This window comes from Micromonospora halotolerans, from assembly GCF_032108445.1.
Taxonomy (GTDB): Bacteria; Actinomycetota; Actinomycetes; order Mycobacteriales; family Micromonosporaceae; genus Micromonospora; species Micromonospora halotolerans.
Genome location: NZ_CP134876.1, coordinates 4,568,577 through 4,588,092, shown reverse-complemented (window position 1 = coordinate 4,588,092; position 19,516 = coordinate 4,568,577). Strand labels below are relative to the sequence as shown.

16 protein-coding genes are annotated in these 19,516 nt (G+C 72.9%); 6 read left to right on the top strand and 10 right to left on the bottom strand.

Translation table 11 applies throughout. The features are described 5' to 3' along the window. From tal to pgl, 5 genes are all read left to right on the top strand, one after another. Complete coding sequence (gene tal / locus RMN56_RS21690; RefSeq protein ID WP_313719354.1) at positions 1 to 1,179, top strand: transaldolase; 1,179 nt, start codon at positions 1 to 3, stop codon at positions 1,177 to 1,179. Positions 1,180 to 1,242: 63 nt separating this feature from the next. Next, entirely contained in the window at positions 1,243 to 2,883 is a 1,641-nt protein-coding gene (locus RMN56_RS21685) for a glucose-6-phosphate isomerase (protein ID WP_313719353.1), read from the top strand. A 38-nt stretch (positions 2,884 to 2,921) separates the two neighbouring features. Then, a complete protein-coding gene (zwf, locus tag RMN56_RS21680) occupies positions 2,922 to 4,436 on the top strand; it encodes a glucose-6-phosphate dehydrogenase (protein WP_313719352.1) in 1,515 nt (504 codons plus the stop codon). Next, positions 4,433 to 5,449, top strand: coding sequence for a glucose-6-phosphate dehydrogenase assembly protein OpcA (locus RMN56_RS21675; RefSeq protein ID WP_313719350.1), 1,017 nt, complete (start codon positions 4,433 to 4,435; stop codon positions 5,447 to 5,449). Before zwf ends, RMN56_RS21675 begins: the two co-directional genes overlap by 4 nt. Before the next feature lie 78 nt (positions 5,450 to 5,527). Further along, entirely contained in the window at positions 5,528 to 6,298 is a 771-nt protein-coding gene (gene pgl, locus RMN56_RS21670; RefSeq protein ID WP_262286274.1) for a 6-phosphogluconolactonase, read from the top strand. A 45-nt stretch (positions 6,299 to 6,343) separates the two neighbouring features. Here the strand turns inward: pgl and RMN56_RS21665 are convergent, their stop codons facing one another. The 8 genes from RMN56_RS21665 to rapZ all read right to left on the bottom strand — a co-directional run bounded on the left by RMN56_RS21665 (position 6,344) and on the right by rapZ (position 13,348). Then, a complete protein-coding gene (locus tag RMN56_RS21665) occupies positions 6,344 to 6,688 on the bottom strand; it encodes an RNA polymerase-binding protein RbpA (protein ID WP_313719349.1) in 345 nt (114 codons plus the stop codon). 128 nt (positions 6,689 to 6,816) lie between these two features. After that, entirely contained in the window at positions 6,817 to 7,077 is a 261-nt protein-coding gene (gene secG / locus RMN56_RS21660; RefSeq protein WP_313719348.1) for a preprotein translocase subunit SecG, read from the bottom strand. Between the two features lie 95 nt (positions 7,078 to 7,172). Further along, a complete protein-coding gene (gene tpiA, locus RMN56_RS21655) occupies positions 7,173 to 7,964 on the bottom strand; it encodes a triose-phosphate isomerase (protein ID WP_313719347.1) in 792 nt (263 codons plus the stop codon). Then, positions 7,965 to 9,164, bottom strand: a complete 1,200-nt coding sequence (locus RMN56_RS21650) for a phosphoglycerate kinase (protein ID WP_313719346.1) — start codon at positions 9,162 to 9,164, stop codon at positions 7,965 to 7,967. Continuing rightward, on the bottom strand, positions 9,161 to 10,165 hold the full coding sequence (gene gap / locus RMN56_RS21645; RefSeq protein ID WP_313719345.1) for a type I glyceraldehyde-3-phosphate dehydrogenase: 1,005 nt from the start codon (positions 10,163 to 10,165) through the stop codon (positions 9,161 to 9,163). The genes RMN56_RS21650 and gap overlap by 4 nt, the downstream gene beginning before the upstream one ends. A 262-nt stretch (positions 10,166 to 10,427) precedes the next feature. Next, entirely contained in the window at positions 10,428 to 11,408 is a 981-nt protein-coding gene (gene whiA / locus RMN56_RS21640) for a DNA-binding protein WhiA (protein WP_018788213.1), read from the bottom strand. Between the two features lie 57 nt (positions 11,409 to 11,465). Next, the gene (locus RMN56_RS21635) at positions 11,466 to 12,443 is read right to left on the bottom strand and encodes a gluconeogenesis factor YvcK family protein (protein WP_313719344.1); all 978 of its coding nucleotides are present in this window, start codon (positions 12,441 to 12,443) and stop codon (positions 11,466 to 11,468) included. Further along, positions 12,440 to 13,348, bottom strand: a complete 909-nt coding sequence (rapZ, locus tag RMN56_RS21630; protein WP_313724821.1) for an RNase adapter RapZ — start codon at positions 13,346 to 13,348, stop codon at positions 12,440 to 12,442. The genes RMN56_RS21635 and rapZ overlap by 4 nt, the downstream gene beginning before the upstream one ends. A gap of 282 nt (positions 13,349 to 13,630) precedes the next feature. Between rapZ and recQ the strand changes: the two genes are divergently transcribed. Next, positions 13,631 to 15,472 carry a DNA helicase RecQ gene (gene recQ, locus RMN56_RS21625; protein WP_313719343.1) on the top strand — a complete coding sequence of 614 codons (1,842 nt, stop codon included), beginning with the start codon at positions 13,631 to 13,633 and terminating at the stop codon, positions 15,470 to 15,472. 82 nt (positions 15,473 to 15,554) lie between these two features. On the opposite strand, the gene RMN56_RS21620 is transcribed toward recQ, so the two are convergent. Both RMN56_RS21620 and uvrC read right to left on the bottom strand, forming a co-directional pair. Then, positions 15,555 to 16,208, bottom strand: coding sequence for a C39 family peptidase (locus RMN56_RS21620; protein WP_313719342.1), 654 nt, complete (start codon positions 16,206 to 16,208; stop codon positions 15,555 to 15,557). A gap of 1,316 nt (positions 16,209 to 17,524) precedes the next feature. Then, a complete protein-coding gene (gene uvrC / locus RMN56_RS21615; protein ID WP_313719341.1) occupies positions 17,525 to 19,465 on the bottom strand; it encodes an excinuclease ABC subunit UvrC in 1,941 nt (646 codons plus the stop codon). Positions 19,466 to 19,516 lie beyond the last annotated feature (51 nt).

The window sequence follows — 19,516 nt, the reverse complement described above, 5'->3', positions numbered from 1 at the left end:
ATGACGGACAGGCTGAGCGAGCTCCAGGCCGCCGGTGTGGCGATCTGGCTCGACGATCTTTCCCGGGTACGACTGAGCTCCGGCGGGCTGGACAAGCTCCGCCGCGAGTCGCACGTGGCCGGGGTGACCACCAACCCGACAATCTTCGCGAAGGCACTCAGCGACGCCGACGAGTACAACTGGCAGCTGCGCGACCTCGCCAGCCGCGGCATCGAGGTCGAGGAGGCGGTCCGCATGCTCACCACGTACGACGTGCGGTGGGCCTGCGACGTGATGCGCCCCTCCTACGACAAGAGCGCCGGCGTGGACGGCCGGGTGTCGATCGAGGTCGACCCGCGGCTGGCCCACGAGTCCGACCGGACCGTCGCCGAGGCCAAGGCGCTCTGGTGGCTGGTCGACCGGCCGAACCTGTTCATCAAGATCCCGGCCACCGAGGCGGGCCTGCCGGCCATCACCGCGACCCTGGCCGAGGGGATCAGCGTGAACGTCACGCTGATCTTCGGCCTGGACCGGTACTCGCAGGTCATGGAGGCGTTCCTGGCCGGTCTGGAGCAGGCGAAGGCCAACGGTCACGACCTGTCGAAGATCGGGTCGGTCGCCTCGTTCTTCGTCTCCCGGGTCGACACCGAGGTGGACAAGCGGCTGGAGAAGCTCGGTTCCGACGAGGCCAAGGCGCTGCGCGGCAAGGCCGCCGTCGCCAACGCCCAGCTGGCGTACGAGCGCTACGCCGAGGTCTTCGGCTCCGACCGGTGGCGGAAGCTGGCCGACGCCGGCGCCCAACCGCAGCGGCCGCTGTGGGCCTCCACCTCGACCAAGAACCCGGACTACCGGGACGTCATCTACGTCGAGGAGCTGATCGCACCCGGCACGGTCAACACCATGCCGGAGGCGGTCATCCACGCCTACGCCGACCACGGGGAGACCCGCAGCGACACGGTCACCGGCGCGTACGACGCGGCCCGCAAGGTCTTCACCGACCTGCAGGCCGTCGGCGTGGACATGGCCGACGTGATCGACACGCTGGAGCGGGAGGGCGTGGAGAAGTTCGAGACGAGCTGGATGGAACTGCTCGACGGGGTCAAGAAGTCCCTCGCCGAGGCGGCCAAGGGCATCGGCCAGCCGAACCAGGCCGCCAAGGGCAACGCGCGGGCCGCCGAGAAGGCCGGGGGCGACGCGTGACGGACGGCGCCGGACGCGTCCCGGGACCCGGGACGCGCCACGCCACGAGGACGGGGTGGTGAGGTGAGCGACCTGCTGGCCGGCCGGGCGGACATCGCCGCCGGGCTGGCCGTGCACGGCGCGGACGCGGTCGACGGGTCCGCGCCCGCGTCCGTGCGGGCCGCGCTGGTCGCCGCGGACCTCCCCGCCCGGCTCGCCGCCAAGGACCCGACCCTCTGGGGGCCGGCCGCCGAGGCGACGGCCCGGACGGCGCTGGGCTGGCTGGACACCCACGCGCGCGCCCGGGAGCTGCTCCCCCAGCTCGCCGAGCTGACCGAGGAGCTGGCCGACCTGGACCACGTGGTGCTGGCCGGGTCGGCCGGCTCCTCGCTCGCCCCGGAGGTGATCGCCCGGACCCTCGGGCGGCCGCTGACCGTGCTGGACGGCACCGATCCCGGCGAGGTCCGCGCGGCCCTGGCCGACCGGCTGGACCGCACCGTCGTGGTGGTCGCCGGCAGGTCCGGGGCCACGGTCGAGACCGACAGCATCCGGCGGGCGTACTGGCAGGCGTTCCTGGACGCCGGGCTGACCGACGCGGAGGCCGCCCGGCACTTCGTGGTGGTCACCGACCCCGGCTCCCCGCTGGAGGCGGTCGCCGACGAGCTGGGCGTGGTGGTCATCCAGTCCGACCCGGAGGTGGGCGCCCGGTACTCGGCGCTCACCGCGTTCGGGCTGGTTCCCGCCGCGCTGGCCGGGGCGCCGGTCGCCGACCTGCTGGACGACGCCGACGCCCTCGCCGGCGCGCTCGACCGGGACCGGGACAACCCCGGCCTGGCCCTCGGGGCGGCGCTCGCCGCGGCGGCCACCACCGGCCGGGACACCGTCGCGCTGGTGTCCGACGGCACCGGGCTCGACGGGCTGGGCGACTGGGCCGAGCAACTGCTCGCCGAGTCCACCGGCAAGGCCGGCCAGGGCATCCTCCCGGTCGTGGTGGAGTCCCCGGACGCCCCCGGCGCCACCGGCCCCGGCGTGCTGACCGTGGGCTACGGCGGCGCCCTGGGCCCGGGCGTCGCGCCCGGCCCCGCCGACCTCGCGGTCAACGGTCCGCTCGGCGCCCAGTTCCTCACCTGGGAGTACGCCACCGCGCTCGCCGCCGCCGTGCTCGACGTCGACCCGTTCGGCCAGCCGGACGTCGCCGAGAGCACCGAGCACACCGCGCGGCTGCTCGCCGCCGGCCCGCCGGCGGAGTCGCCCTCGGCCACCGAGGGCGCCATCGAGGTGTACGCCCCGGCCGGTGCCCCCGCCGACCTGGCCGGTGCGCTGGCCTGGCTGCTCGCCGGGCTGGGCGACGACGGCTACCTGGCGGTGACCGCCTACCTCGACCGGCGGGGCGACGCGGCGGTGGCCGGGCTGCGCCCGCTGCTGGCGCGGGCGACGGCGCGCCCGGTCACCTTCGGGTGGGGGCCGCGTTCCCTGCACTCCACCGGGCAGTACCACAGGGGCGGCCCGCGGGCCGGCAGCCACCTTCAGGTGACCGGCGCGGTCACCGACGACCTGCCGGTGCCCGGCCACCCCTACACCTTCGGAGACCTTCAGGCGGCCCAGGCCGCCGGCGACCGGCGGGCCCTCGCCGGTCGCGGGCGGCCGGTGCTGCGCCTGCACCTGACCGAGCGGGCGGCGGGCGTCGCCCAGCTACTGGATGCGGCCGGACGGACACTGACGTGACGATGAATGACGTGACATCGGCGGAGCGAGGAGGCGGCATGAACCCGCTGCGCGATCCTCAGGACCGCCGGCTGCCACGGATCCCGGAGCCGTGCGCTCTGGTGATCTTCGGGGTGACCGGCGACCTGGCCAAGAAGAAGCTCCTGCCGGCGGTCTACGACCTGGCGAACCGGGGGCTGCTGCCGCCCGGTTTCGTGGTCCTGGGCTTCGCCCGGCGCGACTGGGGCGACGGCGACTTCGAGGGGCTGGCCCACGACGCGGCCAAGAAGCACGCCCGTACTCCCTGGCGGGAGGAGGTCTGGGCCCGGCTCGCCGGCAACATCAAGTTCGTCGGCGGCTCGTTCGACGACGACGCCGCCTTCGACCACCTCGCCGCCACCCTCGACGAGCTGCGGAACACCCACGGCATCCCGGGCAACGCCGCCTTCTACTTCTCCATCCCCCCGGCGGCCTTCCCCGTGGTGCTCAAGCAGCTCGCCCGCACCGGCATGGCCGACAACGCCAAGTCCGGCGGCTGGCGCCGCGTGGTGGTGGAGAAGCCGTTCGGCAACGACCTGCCCTCGGCGAAGTCGCTCAACGACCTGGTCGACGACGTCTTCACCAGCCAGGACGTCTTCCGCATCGACCACTACCTGGGCAAGGAGACGGTCCAGAACATCCTGGCCCTGCGCTTCGCCAACAACCTGTTCGAGCCGCTGTGGAACTCCAAGTACGTCGACTCGGTGCAGATCACCATGGCCGAGGACGTCGGCATCGGCACCCGGGCCGCCTTCTACGACTCCGTCGGCACCGCCCGGGACGTGCTCCAGAACCACCTGCTCCAGCTGCTCGCCCTGGTGGCCATGGAGGAGCCGACGAGCTTCGACGCCGACGAGATCCGGACCGAGAAGCTCAAGGTGCTCAAGGCCATCACGGTGCCGCAGGACGTCTCCCGGGACACCGTCCGCGGCCAGTACCTGCCCGGCTGGGTGGGCGGCGAACGCGCCGTCGGCTACCTCGACGAGGAGGGCGTCCCGGCGGACTCCACCACCGAGACGTACGTGGCCGTGAAGCTGGGCATCCAGAACCGCCGCTGGGCCGGGGTGCCGTTCTACATCCGGGCCGGCAAGCGGCTGCCCCGGCGGGTCACCGAGGTAGCCATCGTGTTCAAGACGGCGCCGCACCTGCCGTTCAACCCCGAGGACATGGAGTCGCTCGGCCCCAACCAGCTCGTCATCCGGGTCCAGCCCGACGAGGGCGTGGTGCTGAAGTTCGGCTCCAAGGTGCCGGGCACGACCATGGAGGTCCGCGACATCGCCATGGACTTCCAGTACGGCGAGGCGTTCACCGAGTCCAGCCCCGAGGCGTACGAGCGGCTGGTGCTGGACGTGCTCATCGGTGACCGGACCCTGTTCCCGGACGCGGCCGAGGTGGAGCAGAGCTGGCAGGTCGTGGATCCGCTGGAGCACGCCTGGACGGGCACCAAGCCGGAGCCGTACCGGGCCGGCGAGTGGGGCCCCCGGGCCGCCGACGAGATGCTGGCCCGCGAGGGCCGGTCCTGGAGGAGAGCATGATCGGCTTGTGGGACACCACCGGGAACGAGGTGGTCAAGGCGCTCGCCGCCGAGCGGCGCAGCGCGGGCGGGGTGGCCAGCGGCATGGCGCTCACGCTGATCGTGGTGGTCGACGAGAAGCGCGTCCGGGAGGCGGAGGCGGCGGCGACCATCGCGGCCGCCGCCCACCCGTGCCGGCTGCTCGTGGTGGTCCGCTCCGACGTCGAGCGGGACCGCAACCGGCTGGACGCGGAGATCGTCGTCGGCGGCCGGCTCGGCCCGTGCGAGGCGGTGGTGACCCGGATGTACGGCCGGCTCGCGCTGCACGCCGAGTCGGTGGTGATGCCGCTGCTGGTCCCGGACGTGCCGGTGGTGACGTGGTGGCACGGCGAGCCGCCGGACGAGATCGCCACCGACTTCCTCGGTGTGGTGGCCGACCGGCGGATCACCGACGCGGCGCAGGCCGCCGACCCGATCGCCGCGCTGCGGCAGCGGGCCGCGGACTACGCCCCGGGCGACACCGACCTGGCCTGGACCCGGATCACCCCGTGGCGCACCCTCGTGGCCGGCGCGTTCGACACCACCCAGGCCCGGATCACCGAGGCGACCGTGGTGGCGCCGCGCACCGACCCGACGGCGGCGCTCATGCGCGGCTGGCTGACCGCCCGGCTCGGCATCGACCCGGTCTGGGAGCACACCGACAACTTCCCCCGGATGCGCGAGGTGCAGCTGCGCTGCGCCAACGGCGACGAGCTGATGCTGACCCGCGACGAGAACGTGGCCATCTTCCGGCGGAGCGGCCAGGAGGACCGGACGCTGCCGCTGGTCCGCCGCCCGCTCGGCGACGAGCTGGCCGAGGAGCTGCGCCGGCTCGACGCGGACCAGGTCTACGCCGAGGCGCTCGGTGCGACCGCCGGGCTCACCGCGCTCGACCAGCGGCCCGCCCATCGGGTGCACGTGTGGAAGGATCCGGCGACCGCCCAGCGGGCCGAGGCGGGGGTCACCGCACACGCCGGCGCGACCGCCCACGAGTGAGCGGCACAGACGGGCCGCGCGGCGGCCGGACAGCACAGGTGACCGCCGCGGGGCGGTCGGAGGACGAAGGCACGACGGATGAGTGAGGCGAGTGTCGCCGTACACGCCGACCCCGACCTGCTGGCGCAGGCGGTGGCGGCCCGGTTGGTGGTGAAGCTGCTCGACGCGCAGGCCGAGCGCGGCCAGGCGTCGGTGGTGCTGACCGGCGGGCGGATCGCCGCGGCGGTGTACCGGGCGGTGGCGCAGCTGCCGGCGCGGGACGCCGTCGACTGGTCCCGCGTCGACGTCTGGTGGGGTGACGAGCGGTTCCTGCCCGCCGGCGACCCGGAGCGCAACGAGACCCAGGCCCGGGCGGCGCTGCTGGACGTGGTCCCGCTGGACCCGGCCCGCATCCACCCTATGCCGGCCTCCGACGGGCCGGCCGGCAACGACCCGGAGGCGGCCGCCGCCGGATACGCGCAGGAACTGGCCCGGGCCGCCCGGCCGGGGACCGCCGCCCTCCCCCACTTCGACGTGCTGATGCTCGGCGTCGGCGAGGACGGGCACGTCGCCTCGGTCTTCCCAGAGCACCCGGTGCACCACGACAACCGCCCGGTCAGCGCCGTACGCGGCAGCCCCAAGCCGCCGCCGGTGCGGACCACGCTGACCCTTCCGACGATCAACACGGCCGAGGAGGTCTGGCTGGTGGCCGCCGGGGCGGACAAGGCCCGCGCGGTCGGGATGGCCCTGGCCGGGGCCGGGCCGGTGCAGCTGCCGGCGGCCGGCGTGCGCGGGGTGTCCCGGACGCTGTGGCTGCTGGACCGCTCCGCGGCGGCGAACGTGCCGCCCCGGCTGCGCAGCCTGCGCTGAACGACGGCGGAGCCCCGGCCCGGGCGGGTCGGGGCTCCCGCGTGCTCAGGCCCCGCCGCGCCGCCTGCGCAGCGTCTCCAGGGCCTCGGCGAGCAGCGCCTCACCCTGCTCCGGGGTGCGCCGCTCCTGCACGTACGCCAGGTGGGTCTTGTAGGGCTCGGGCCGGGCCGGGCCGGGCGGGTTGCCCCGGTCGGGGCCGGCCGGCTCCCCGCACCGCGGGCAGTCCCAGGTCTCCGGGGCTTCCGCCTCGGCGGCGATGAGGAACCGGACGCGGTGGTCGTTCGCGCACCAGTAGGTGACGGGCCGGCGGGGCGCCGGCTCGATGCGCTGCTCGAACCGCTCGGGGGCGGACCCGATCCGGGTGCCGCGGATGACGTTGCCACTGGACACGGCTGGTCGCTCCTGTCGTCGGAGGGGACCGCCGCCTTCGGGGGTGGGCGGCGGGCGACGCGCGGAGAAACAATCTGCGCGCGGCCCGTTACGGACCGCGCGCAGATTGTACGACTCGGAGCGCTCGCTCAGGCGCCGCTGCCCGTCTGGAGCCGGAGCCAGAGCCCGATCCCGACGATGCACGCGAACCAGATGATCCCCACCAGAACCGTGTAGCGGTCGAGGTTCTTCTCGGCCACGGAGGAACCGGCCAGGCTGGAGCTGACGCCGCCGCCGAACATGCTCGACAACCCGCCGCCCTTACCGCGGTGCAGGAGGATCAGCAGGGTGAGCAGGATGCTCGTGATGACCAGCAACGTGATCATCGTGTAGGCGAACCAGATCGGCATGGCGGGGGTCAATCCTCTCGTTGCGATCACTGCCCGGTCCTGACGGGCACAGCGGCACCGACCGGTGGGCGGGCAGCGTCAAGGATAGCGAGCGATCAGCGGGCGATGTGCTCCGGGAACCGGCAGATCTGCGCGAATTCCTCGGCGTCCAGGCTGGCGCCCCCGACCAGGGCCCCGTCCACGTCCGGCTGGGCCATGGTCGCCGCCACGTTCGACGACTTCACCGACCCGCCGTAGAGGATCCGGACCTGGTCCGCGGTGTCCTGGCCGAAGGTCTCCACCAGGCGCTTGCGCACCTCCCCGCACACCTCCTGGGCGTCCTCCGGGGTCGCCGTCTTGCCGGTGCCGATCGCCCAGACCGGCTCGTACGCCACGACCACCTTGGTGACCTGCTCCGCCGTGAGCCCGTTCAGCGCGGCGTCCAGCTGGTCGCAGCAGTGCGGCACGTGCCGGAGCTGCTCGCGGATCTCCAGCCCCTCGCCGATGCAGAGGATCGGGGTGAGCCCGTTCGCCAGCGCGGCGGCCACCTTGGCGTTGACCAGGGCGTCGTCCTCGTGGTGGTACTGCCGCCGCTCGGAGTGGCCGACCACCACGTAGGTGCACCCCAGCTTGGCCAACATCGGCCCGGAGATGTCCCCGGTGTACGCGCCCGACTGGAACGGCGACAGGTCCTGTGCGCCGTAGCCGATCAGGAGCTTGTCGCCGTCCACCGCGGTCTGCACGGTGCGCAGGTCGGTGAAGGGCGGCAGGACCACCGTCTCGACCTCGGTGAGCTGCTTCTCGTTGAGGCTCGCGGCCAGCTTCTGCACCAGCAGGTTGGCCTCGAGGTGGTTCAAATTCATCTTCCAGTTGCCGGCCATCAGCGGCCGGCGGGTGGTGCTCGCCATTCAGTTCTCCAGGGCCGCGATGCCGGGGAGGGTCTTGCCCTCGAGGTATTCCAGGGAGGCGCCGCCGCCGGTGGAGATGTGGCCGAACGACGACTCGTCCAGGCCGAGGGCCCGCACCGCCGCGGCCGAGTCGCCGCCGCCGACCACGCTGAACGCGTCGGCCTTGGTGATCGCCTCGGCGACGCCCCGGGTGCCGTTGGCGAACGCGGCCATCTCGAACACGCCCATCGGGCCGTTCCAGAAGATCGTCTTAGCCTGGGACAGCGCGGCGGCGAAGCCGGCCACCGTCTCCGGGCCGATGTCCAGCCCCATCCGGTGGCTCGGGATGCCGTCGGCGGGCACGGTGTCGTGGGTGGCGTCGGGCGCGAACGCGTCCGCGGCCACCACGTCGACCGGGAGCAGGATCTTGCCGCCGGACCGCTCCAGGAGGTTGCGGCAGGTCTCGACCATCTCCTCCTCCAGCAGCGAGGTGCCCACCTCGTGGCCCTGGGCCTTGAGGAAGGTGAAGCACATCCCGCCGCCGATGAGCAGCCGGTCGACCGTGGGCAGCAGGGCCTCGATCACGGCCAGCTTGTCGGAGACCTTGGAGCCGCCCAGCACCACCACGTAAGGCCGCTGCGGGTCGCCGGTGAGCTTGCTGAGCACCTCCACCTCGCGCAGCACGAGGCGGCCGGCGACGTGCGGCAGCCGGGCCGGCACGTCGTGGACGCTGGCGTGCTTGCGGTGCACCGCGCCGAAGGCGTCGTCGACGTACGCGTCGCCGAAGGCGGCGAGCTGATCGGCGAAGGCGCCCCGCTCGGCGTCGTCCTTGCTGGTCTCGCCCTTGTTGAAGCGCAGGTTCTCCAGCAGGGCGACCTGGCCGTCGGCCAGGCCCTCCACCGTGGAACGGGCCGAGTCGCCGACGGTGTCCTCGGCGAAGTGCACCGGCGCGCCGAGCAGCTCGCCGAGCCGCCCGGCGACCGGGCGGAGGCTGAACTGCGGGTCCGGCGCGCCCTTCGGGCGGCCCAGGTGCGAGCAGACGACCACCTTGGCGCCGGCCTGGACCAGCGCGCTCAGGGTCGGCAGCACGGCCCGGATCCGGCCGTCGTCGGTGATCTCACCGCTCTGCTTGTCGAGCGGGACGTTCAGGTCGGCGCGCACCAGCACGCGCCGACCCGACACCCCCTCGCCGAGCAGGTCGTCGAGGTTGCGGATGCTCACAGCGAGCTACCCACCAGCTTGACCAGGTCGACCAGGCGGTTCGAGTAGCCCCACTCGTTGTCGTACCAGCCGACGACCTTGACCTGGTTGCCGATCACCTTGGTCAGCGGCGCGTCGAAGATGCAGGACGCCGGGTCGGTGACGATGTCGGCGGAGACGATCGGGTCATCGTTGTAGACCAGGATGCCCTTGAGCGGGCCGTCCGCGGCGGCCTTGAGCGCGGCGTTGACCTCGTCCACCGTGGTCTCCCGGCCGACCGTGACGGTCAGGTCGGTGGCGGAGCCGGTCGGGATCGGCACGCGCAGCGCGTAGCCGTCCAGCTTGCCCTTGAGGTCCGGCAGGACCAGGCCGATCGCCTTCGCGGCGCCGGTCGAGGTCGGCACGATGTTGAGCGCGGCGGCCCGGGCGCGGCGCAGGTCCTTGTGCGGCGCGTCCTGCAGGTTCTGGTCCTGCGTGTACGCGTGGATGGTGGTCATCAGACCCTGCTGGATGCCGAACGTGTCGTGCAGCACCTTGGCCATCGGGGCGAGGCAGTTGGTGGTGCAGGAGGCGTTCGAAATGATCGTGTGCTTGGCCGGGTCGTACTGGTCCTGGTTGACGCCCATGACCAAGGTGACGTCCTCGTTCTTCGCCGGGGCGGAGATGATGACCTTCTTGGCCCCGCCGTCGACGTGCGCCTTCGCCTTGGTGGCGTCGGTGAAGAAACCGGTGGACTCGATGACGACGTCGGCGCCGACCTCGCCCCACGGCAGCTTGGCCGGGTCCTTCTCGGCGTACGCCTTGATGGTCTTGCCGCCCACCGTGATCTCGTCGGCGGTGGCCTTCACCTCGTGCGGGAGGCGACCCAGGATGCTGTCGTACTTGACAAGGTGGGCGAGCGTCGCGTTGTCGGTCAGGTCGTTGACCGCCACGACCTCGATGTCAGCGCCGGACGCCAGCACTGCCCGGAAGAAGTTGCGGCCGATCCGGCCGAAGCCGTTGATGCCAACCCGGATGGTCACAGGCCCATCTCCTCGCGTTCTGGTCCGCCGGCGTCGAACCCCGGCCGGCGGAGATTGTTCGCCGACCGGTGGAGCCGGCCGTTGACGGTTCATCTCGGCCACCCCGCCGCGGTCCCAGGAGACCAGACCGCCCGAGGCGGTGAGCACGGCGAGGGGTGCCTTTGCCGGCCCCCTTGCCGTACGCAGCGACCTTATCCGAGCGCGCGCCGCCGCGCTGCGGCGGGTGGTGATCCCCTCGCAGCCCGACGCCTCACCGCTCCTATCAGACCACGAGCATGTCGGGCGTGACGGCCGCTTCGGTATCCGGGATGCCCAGGTCGCGCGCCCGCTTGTCGGCGAGCGCGAGCAGCCGACGGATCCGGCCGGCGATCGCGTCCTTGGTCAGCGGCGGCTCGGCCAGCGCGCCCAGCTCCTCCAGGGAGGCCTGCCGGTGCTCCAGCCGCAGCCGGCCGGCCGAGGTCAGGTGGTTGGGGGCGTCGTCGGCGAGAATCTCCAGCGCGCGGGTGACCCGGGCGGCGGCGGCCACCGCGGCACGGGCCGAGCGGCGCAGGTTGGCGTCGTCGAAGTTGGCCAGCCGGTTGGCGGTCGCCCGCACCTCGCGGCGCACCCGCCGCTCCTCCCACGCCAGCACGCTGGAGTGGGCGCCGATCCGGGTGAGCAGCGCGGCGATCGCGTCGCCGTCCTTGACCACCACCCGGTCCACCCCGCGCACCTCGCGGTTCTTGGCGGTGATGCCGATCCGGCGGGCGGCGCCGACCAGGGCGAGCGCGGACTCCGGGCCGGGGCAGGTGATCTCCAGTGCGCTGGACCGGCCCGGCTCGGTGAGCGAGCCGTGCGCCATGAACGCGCCCCGCCAGGCGGAGACCGCGCAGCAGACGTTCGCGGCCACCACGTGCGGGGGCAGGCCACGCACCGGGCGGCCCCGGACGTCCAGCAGGCCGGTCTGCCGGGCCAGGGCCTCGCCGTCCTTCACCACCCGCACGATGAAGTGGCTGCCCTTGCGCAGGCCGCCGGAGGCCAGCACGTGGATCTCACTCGGGTAGCCGTAGACCTCGGCGATCTCCCGGCGGAGCCGCCGGGCCACCGCGCCGGTGTCCAGCTCCGCCTCGACCACGACGCGGCCCGACACGATGTGCAGCCCTCCGGCGAACCGGAGCAGGGCAGCCATCTCCGCCCGCCGGCAGCAGGGCTTTGGCACATCGACCCGACTCAGCTCGTCCTTGACCGCAGCCGTCATCGCCATGTTGCGCGCCCCCTCACGGACCGGGTTCCGGCGTGTCGCCGGTGATTACGTACGTGTCTAACGATCGGCGCCCAGGACAGGCACCAACGCGGCGCCCAGGGCGGCCGGATCATGACGGGGCGTGCCGTCGGTGACGGCGACGGGAGCGAGGACCAGCCGGGCACCCAGCGATTCTGCCGCACGTTCGACCGCCACGGGATCACCCACCGCCGTGGAATCCGCCAGCACCATGTCCACCTTCAACTCGGGCAGATAGCGCCGGAGTGTGTCCAGATGGTCGGGCAGGGAGAGGCCGAGGGTCTCCTTCTCCGCCACCAGGTTGAGGGTCACCAGCCGACGGGCCGGGCTGGAGACGATCGCGTCGGCCAGGCCGGGCACCAGCAGGTGCGGCAGCACGCTGGTGTACCAGCTGCCCGGCCCGAAGATCAACCAGTCGGCGGCGCGCACCGCGGTCACCGCCTCGGCGCAGGCGGCCGGCGCGGCCGGAGTGAGCCGCAGCGACTCGACCGTGCCGGCGGTGACCGCCACCTGGTGCTGGCCGCGCACCGTGCGGACCTCGTCCGGGCGGTCCGGGTCGGCGCCGCGTACCTGGGCCTCGATGCCCACCGGCTGCCGGGACATCGGCAGCACCCGGCCGACCGCGCCGAGCATCGCGCCCGCGTGGTCGAGCGCCACCACCGGGTCGCCGAGCAGCTCGGTCAGCCCGTGCAGCAGCAGGTTGCCGACCGCGTGGCCGGCGAGCGAATCGGCACCGTCGGGCCCGCCCCCGGCCGCGGCGAAGCGGTGCTGGAACAGCGCCGCGCTGCGCCGGGTGGCCGGGTGGTCGCCGGCCAGGGCCACGAGCGCCTGTCGCAGGTCGCCCGGCGGGAGGCCGCCGCGCTCCGCGCGCAGCCGCCCGCTGGAGCCGCCGTCGTCGCCGACCGTGACCACCGCGGTGATGTCCAGATCCAGTCCGGGTACGCAGTGCCGCAGCGCCCGCAGCGACGCCGACAGCCCGTGCCCGCCGCCGAAGGCGACCACCCTCGTCGGGTTCATTCCCGCCCCAGGTCCCGGTGCTGGGGGTTGGCGGCGATGCCGGAGCGGCGCAGCCGGGCGGCCAGCTCCTCGGCGATCGCCACGCTGCGGTGCTTGCCACCGGTGCAGCCCACGGCCACGGTCAGGTAGCGCTTGCCCTCCCGCTCGAAACCGGCGGTGGTGGCGTTGACCAGGTCCGCGTACCCGGCCACGAAGGCGTCCGCGCCCTCCTGGCCCAGCACGTACGCGCTGACCGCCTCCTCGCGCCCGGTGTGCTCGCGCAGCTCCGGCACCCAGTAGGGGTTCGGCAGGAACCGGGCGTCCATCACGAAGTCGGCGTCCGGCGGGAGGCCGTACTTGAAGCCGAAGGAGAGCACGGTGATCCGCAGCCGGCGGGAGTCCTCCCCGCCGAACAGCTCCTCGACCCGGCGGCGGAGCTGGTTCACGTTCAGGTGGCTGGTGTCGATGATCACGTCGGCCTGGTCGCGGGCCTCCTCCAGCAGCGCCCGCTCGACGGCGATCCCGTCGGCCAGCCGGCCGTCACCCTGCAGCGGGTGCGAGCGGCGGACGCTCTCGAAGCGGCGGATCAGCACCTCGTCGTCGGCGTCGACGAAGACCACCCGGGGCTGGAAGCCGCGCTCGCGCAGCTCCCGGATCGCCCCGGCCAGGTCGGTGGAGAAGGCCCGGGAGCGGACGTCCAGCACCATCGCCGTACGCCGGGCCGCCCCGCCGGCCTTGAAGGCCAGCTCGGCCATGTCCAGCATCAGCGCCTGGGGCAGGTTGTCCACCACGTAGTAGCCGACGTTCTCCAACGCCCGGGCCACCGTGCTGCGGCCACCGCCGGACAGGCCGGTCACCACCACCAGGGTGGTCTCCGCCTCGGCCGGCGCCGGCCGCCCGAGAGCTGTCTCCGCGTTGGTCGGCACCAGGTCTCCCGTCGTCCGCGCCTCGCTCACCCGCTACCCCCAGCCGTGGCGCCGCGGCCGGTCGGCCGCACGTTGGTCAGTCAGCGACTCTAACGGCTCCGACCCCGCCCGGGATTCCACGGGGTGACGACCGGAACAGGCGCTTGTCCGTTTTGTCAAGGTCCGGCCGCCGCCCGGTCGAGGCCCGGTTGCCGCGTGCGGAGGCCCGGTCGCCGCGTTCGGTTACCGCCACACCCCCGTTCGGGGCGGGGCGGTGTCGGCGGGCGCTCGTAGACTGCGCGGATGGTCTCCCCCACCGATCAGCGGACCGACGACGCGCTGCGGGTGCTGCGCCGGGTGTTCGGCTACGACGCCTTCCGCGGCTTCCAGCACGAGGTCGTCGAGCACGTGGTGGCCGGCGGTGACGCGCTGGTGCTCATGCCGACCGGGGGCGGCAAGTCGCTCTGCTACCAGATCCCGGCGCTGGTCCGCGACGGCGTGGCGGTGGTCGTCTCGCCGCTGATCGCGCTCATGCAGGACCAGGTCGACGCGCTGACCGCGGTCGGCGTCCGGGCCGGGTTCCTCAACTCGACCCAGGATCTCGCCGAGCGGCGGCGGGTCGAGGCGGCGTTCCTCGCCGGCGAGCTCGACCTGCTCTACCTCGCCCCCGAGGCGCTGGCGACGCGCGCCACGCTCGCCCTGCTGGAGCGCGGGCGGATCGGGCTGTTCGCGATCGACGAGGCGCACTGCGTCTCCCAGTGGGGGCACGACTTCCGCCCCGACTACCTCAACCTGTCGATGCTGCACGAGCGCTGGCCGGGGGTGCCGCGGATCGCGCTGACCGCCACCGCCACCCAGGCCACCCGGGCGGAGATCGCCACCCGGCTCAAGCTCACCGACGCCCGGCACTTCGTGGCCAGCTTCGACCGGCCCAACATCCAGTACCGGATCGTGCCCAAGCGGGAGCCGCGCAAGCAGCTGCTCGCCCTCCTGCGCGACGAGCACCCGGGCGACGCCGGCATCGTCTACTGCCTGTCCCGCGCCTCCGTGGAGAAGACCGCGGAGTTCCTCGTCGCCAACGGGATCGCGGCGCTGCCATACCACGCCGGGCTCGACGCGGCGACCCGGGCGGCCAACCAGCAGCGGTTCCTGCGCGAGGACGGCCTCGTCATGGTCGCCACCATCGCCTTCGGCATGGGCATCGACAAGCCCGACGTCCGCTTCGTCGCCCACCTCGACCTGCCCAAGTCGGTGGAGGGCTACTACCAGGAGACCGGCCGCGCCGGGCGCGACGGGCTGCCGTCGACGGCCTGGCTGGCGTACGGGCTCCAGGACGTGGTGCAGCAACGCAAGATGATCGAGACCTCGGAGGGCGACCTGGCCCACCGGCGCAACCTCGCCGCCCACCTCGACGCCATGCTGGCGCTCTGCGAGACGGTGCGCTGCCGCCGCGCGCAACTCCTCGAATACTTCGGCGAGGGCGGCACACCCAACTGCGGCAACTGCGACACCTGCCTGGAGCCGCCGGAGTCCTGGGACGGCACGGTCGCCGCGCAGAAGCTGCTCTCCACCGTCTACCGGCTCGACCGCGAACGCAACCAGCGGTTCGGCGCCGGCCACTGCGTGGACATCCTGCTCGGCAAGCGCACCGACAAGATCGACCAGCACGGCCACGACTCGCTGAGCACCTTCGGCATCGGCACCGACCTGCGCGAGGCCGAGTGGCGGGGCGTGGTGCGGCAGCTGCTGGCCGAGGGCCTGCTCGCCGTCGAGGGCGACTACGGCACGCTGGCCCTCACCGAGGCGAGCGCCGAGGTGCTGGGCCGCCGGCGGACCGTCACCATGCGGCGCGAGCCGGAACGGCCCGCGTCCGGCCGGTCCGGCAAGCCCCGGGGTGCGGCCACCGTGGTGGCCGACCTCGCCCCGGCCGCCGTTCCGGTGTTCGAGCGGCTCCGCGCCTGGCGGGCGGCCACCGCCAAGGAACAGGGCGTCCCGGCGTACGTGATCTTCCACGACGCCACCCTGCGGCAGATCGCCACCGAGGCGCCCACCTCGCTGGCCGAGCTGTCCCGGATCAGCGGCGTCGGCGACAACAAGCTGGCCAAGTACGGCGAGGGGATCCTCGGCGTGCTCGCCGAGTCCTGAGACCCGGTCCGCAGACACGACGAAGGGCCGGCCCCTTGTGGGGGCCGGCCCTTCGTGCTCGCTCCTGTCAGCGGATAGCCGGTCAGGAGGCGCTGTAGCCGCGGGTGGCGATCCAGTCGGCGAGGTTGTCGACGGTGATGCGGTAGGAGGCCATGTTCGGGTTGGCGCTGTCGGCGATGGTGACGGTGTGGCCGTTGTCGTGGTAGCCGACGACGCTGATGTAGTGGCCGCCTTCGAAGGAGTGGGTGTTGCCGTCGGTGTCGGTGGTGGTGCCGGCGATGTTGGCGACCACGGCGCGGCCGTCGTCGACGGTGCGCACGATGTCGGCGCGCAGGGTGTCGGTCTGCTTGTCGTCGGCCTTACCGTCGCGGATCTCCACCGACCGGTAGTGCTTGCCGGTCTCCTTGTTCAGCACCGGGGTGATGTCGTTGATGCTGTTGGTGCCGTTCTCGGTGGTGCCCATCTCCTTGGCCATGGCGTCGACGTCGATGTTCTTGCCGAGCACGCTGATGGCGTTACGGGCGGCGGCGGGGCCGCAGTAGTAGAAGTTGGGCTGGGCTTCGTAGCGGACGTTCAGCTCGCGCTCGCCGTGGCCCTTGCGGTCGGTGCTGACCTGGGTGGTCTTCTCGGCCGGGGCGGCGTGGGCGGCGATCGCGGGGCCGGCGATTCCACCGGCGGTGGCGGCGAAGCCGGCAGCGGTCAGGACGGTGTTCCGCAGCATGGTGTTGGTACGCATGATGAGATCAGCGCCTTCCGTTCGGGGGTGAGCGGCACCCACAGGGGGGTGCGGGGGTGCCGCCGCAAAAGGGGGGAAAGTCTGTGCGGTGCCCGGCGATCGGGGGTGACCTGCTCGGGCGGTCCGGGGGTGTAACCATCGGCGGTGGGGAAGCGATTCCCTCGACCTGATCCGATGTCCCGGGGGATGTAACCACCGGCGCCGCGGGATGATTCCCTGGCTGGCCGGCTCGGACCGGTGGTGCGCGGTCCAGGGGATGTAACGACCGGGGCCGAGATGTCATTCCCCGGCTCGACCGGCTCGGACCGGTGGTGCATGGTCCGGGGGATGTAACGACCGGGGCCGAGAGGTCATTCCCGCCGGCTCGACCGGCTCGAACCTGCACGGTCCGGGGGGTGTAACGACCGGCGGGGCCGGGTCATTCCGACCGGCGATCCGCCTCGCCCGAGGGGCGGGCTGCTGCGCGGTCTGCCATGTACAACGACCCCACCCCCGCCATGATTCCGCCGCCACGGTGGCGCCGACCACCTGACAGCGAGGCCGAAACGCGGACACCCGCCCCATACGACCTGCCCGAAACCCGACATCCACCCCAGCCTGCGCAGCCAGCAACGAACCTCCGGTCTCCCGACATCAGCTCGACAGGGCACCGGCCGAGACAGGCCGACCCTGTCGCCGCGCCGATCCATTCACGTCATCAAGTTCGTAGCCGCCCATACAACCGACCCTTGGCCACCGCAGCCACGAGCCGCTCACCAGCCGACCCCGCTGAGGCCATCGGCAGAAGATGCCGGTGGCAGCCCGACATCGCAGATCTTGGTGAGTTCCCGTTCACCGCGAAACGGCAAGTCTCCAAGATCCGCGCAGGTGACGCCCGCAACCATGAGCAGCGGGCGAACCGGAGGGTGGTGGCCCTCGCCGACGACAGGCACTGGAGCGCACACAAGGGACATTCGCACAGGGCCGGAATCGCCCGCCGGGAACGTGCGGCGGTGAGTGGAACGCCATGGGTGTCTCCACCGCCCAGAGACACCCATGGCGTTCCACCGACGCGCCCGGCAGCGGGAACCGGCGCGTCCGGCAGCGGGGCGGGAACCGGCGCGCCCGGCGGCGGGACAGGCAATGGGGGGCGATCCATCTCCACGAGGCGGTAGATCCTCCCCGCCGCACACCCCACTCCCCCAGCCAGCCACGCCCCATCCGCGTTGATCAAGGAGTTTGCGTCGGGAATGGACCTCGATCTGACGCAAACTCCTTGATCAACAAGGGGTCGGCGTGGGAGGCGGCGGGTGGGAGGAGTGGAGACCCGCGAGGGGTTAGGGGGTGGGGGTGGGCTGGGCGCCGTCGTCGAGGGCGGCCAGGATCGCCTCGGCGGTCCGCTTGCCCACCCCCGGCACCTCGGTGATCTCCTCCACCGTCGCCGCGCTGAGCCGCTTCAGCGAGCCGAAGTGCCGCAGCAGGGCCTTGCGGCGTACCTCGCCGAGGCCGGGGACGTTGTCCAGCGCCGACTCGGTCATCCGCTTGGAGCGCCGCTGCCGGTGGAACGTGATGGCGAAGCGGTGCGCCTCGTCGCGGACCCGCTGGAGCAGGTAGAGCGCCTCGGAGGTGCGCGGCAGGATGACCGGGAACTCGTCGTCGGGCAGCCAGACCTCCTCCAGCCGCTTGGCCAGCCCGCAGAGCGCCACGTCGTCGATGCCCAGCTCGGCGAGGGCCTGCGCGGCGGCCGCCACCTGCGGCGGGCCACCGTCGACCACGACCAGCTGCGGCGGGTACGCGAACCGGCGCGGCCGCCCGGTGGTCGGGTCGATGCCCGGCCGGTCCGGGTCGCCCGCGGTCTCCTCGCCGATCTCCCCGGTCTCGGCGCGCGCGTCGAGGTAGCGGGCGAACCGCCGGCGCAGCACCTCCGACATGGCGGAGAGGTCGTCGGTGGCGCCCCGCACGATGAACCGGCGGTACTCGCTCTTGCGAGGCAGCCCGTCCTCGAAGACGACCATGCTGGCCACCACGTCGGTGCCCTGGATCTGCGAGACGTCGAAGCACTCGATGCGCAGCGGGGAGGTGCGCATGCCGAGCGCGTCGGCGATCTCGTCGAGGGCCTGGCTGCGGGTGGTGAGGTCACCGGCCCGCTTGAGCTTGTGCCGGGCGAGCGCGTCCTTGGCGTTGCGCTCGACGGTCTCCAGCAGCGAGCGCTTGTCGCCGCGCTGCGGCACCCGCAGCGACACCCGGCTGCCCCGCCGGGTGGACAGCCAGTCGGCAAGCGCGTCGACGTCGCCGGGCAGCTCGGGGACGAGCAGCTCGCGCGGGACGTCGGCCTCGCCCTGCTCGCCGCCGTAGACCTGGGTGCAGAAGTGGTGCACCAGGTCGCCGGTGGTCAGCTCCTCGGTCTTCTCCACCACCCAGCCGCGCTGGCCGCGGACCCGGCCGTCGCGGACGTGGAAGACCTGGACCGCGGCTTCGAGGGGGTCGTCGGCGAAGGCCACCACGTCGGCGTCGGTGCCGTCACCGAGCACCACGGTCTGCTTCTCCATGGCGCGGCGCAGCGCCGCCACGTCGTCGCGGAGTCGGGCGGCCCGCTCGAATTCGAGCTGCTCGCTGGCCTCCAGCATCTCCTTCTCCAGCCGGCGCACCATGGTGTCGGTGCGGCCCGCCATGAAGTCGCAGAAGCCGTTGACGATCTCCCGGTGCTCCTCGGCCGTGACGCTGCCCACGCAGGGCGCGGAGCACTTGCCGATGTAGCCGAGCAGGCAGGGCCGGCCGACCTGGCCGGCCCGCTTGAACACCCCGGAGGAGCAGGTCCGCGCCGGGAAGACGCGCAGCAGCAGGTCCAGCGTCTCGCGGATGGCCCAGGCGTGCGAGTACGGCCCGAAGTAGCGCACACCCTTGCGCTTGGCGCCGCGCATCACCTGCAGCCGCGGGTATTCCTCGTCGAGGGTCACCGCCAGGTAGGGGTACGACTTGTCGTCGCGGTAGCGGACGTTGAACCTCGGGTCGTACTGCTTGATCCAGGTGTATTCCTGCTGGAGCGCCTCGACCTCGGTGGCGACCGTGATCCAGTCCACCGACTCGGCGGTGAAGACCATCTGCCGGGTGCGCTGGTGCAGGTTGACCGGGTCGGCGAAGTAGGAGTTGAGCCGGCTGCGCAGGTTGCGCGCCTTGCCGACATAGATCACCCGGCCGGTGCCGTCGCGGAAGCGGTAGACCCCTGGCGACTCCGGGATGGTGCCGGGTGCGGGACGGTAGGTCGAGGGGTCAGCCACGCGCCAAGCGTAGTCCGCGCCCCCGACAACCGGCCGTCGCCGCGCGTCCCC

Bases quoted from the DNA above. Each gene is read 5' to 3' on its own strand.
- whiA (WP_018788213.1), bottom strand. From the start codon at position 11,408: ATGGCGATGACGGCTGCGGTCAAGGACGAGCTGAGTCGGGTCGATGTG.
- tpiA (WP_313719347.1), bottom strand. From the start codon at position 7,964: ATGGCGAGCACCACCCGCCGGCCGCTGATGGCCGGCAACTGGAAGATG.
- RMN56_RS21620 (WP_313719342.1), bottom strand. From the start codon at position 16,208: ATGCGTACCAACACCATGCTGCGGAACACCGTCCTGACCGCTGCCGGC.
- zwf (WP_313719352.1), top strand. From the start codon at position 2,922: ATGAACCCGCTGCGCGATCCTCAGGACCGCCGGCTGCCACGGATCCCG.
- RMN56_RS21675 (WP_313719350.1), top strand. From the start codon at position 4,433: ATGATCGGCTTGTGGGACACCACCGGGAACGAGGTGGTCAAGGCGCTC.
- RMN56_RS21635 (WP_313719344.1), bottom strand. From the start codon at position 12,443: ATGAACCCGACGAGGGTGGTCGCCTTCGGCGGCGGGCACGGGCTGTCG.
- recQ (WP_313719343.1), top strand. From the start codon at position 13,631: ATGGTCTCCCCCACCGATCAGCGGACCGACGACGCGCTGCGGGTGCTG.
- pgl (WP_262286274.1), top strand. From the start codon at position 5,528: ATGAGTGAGGCGAGTGTCGCCGTACACGCCGACCCCGACCTGCTGGCG.
- secG (WP_313719348.1), bottom strand. From the start codon at position 7,077: ATGCCGATCTGGTTCGCCTACACGATGATCACGTTGCTGGTCATCACG.
- tal (WP_313719354.1), top strand. From the start codon at position 1: ATGACGGACAGGCTGAGCGAGCTCCAGGCCGCCGGTGTGGCGATCTGG.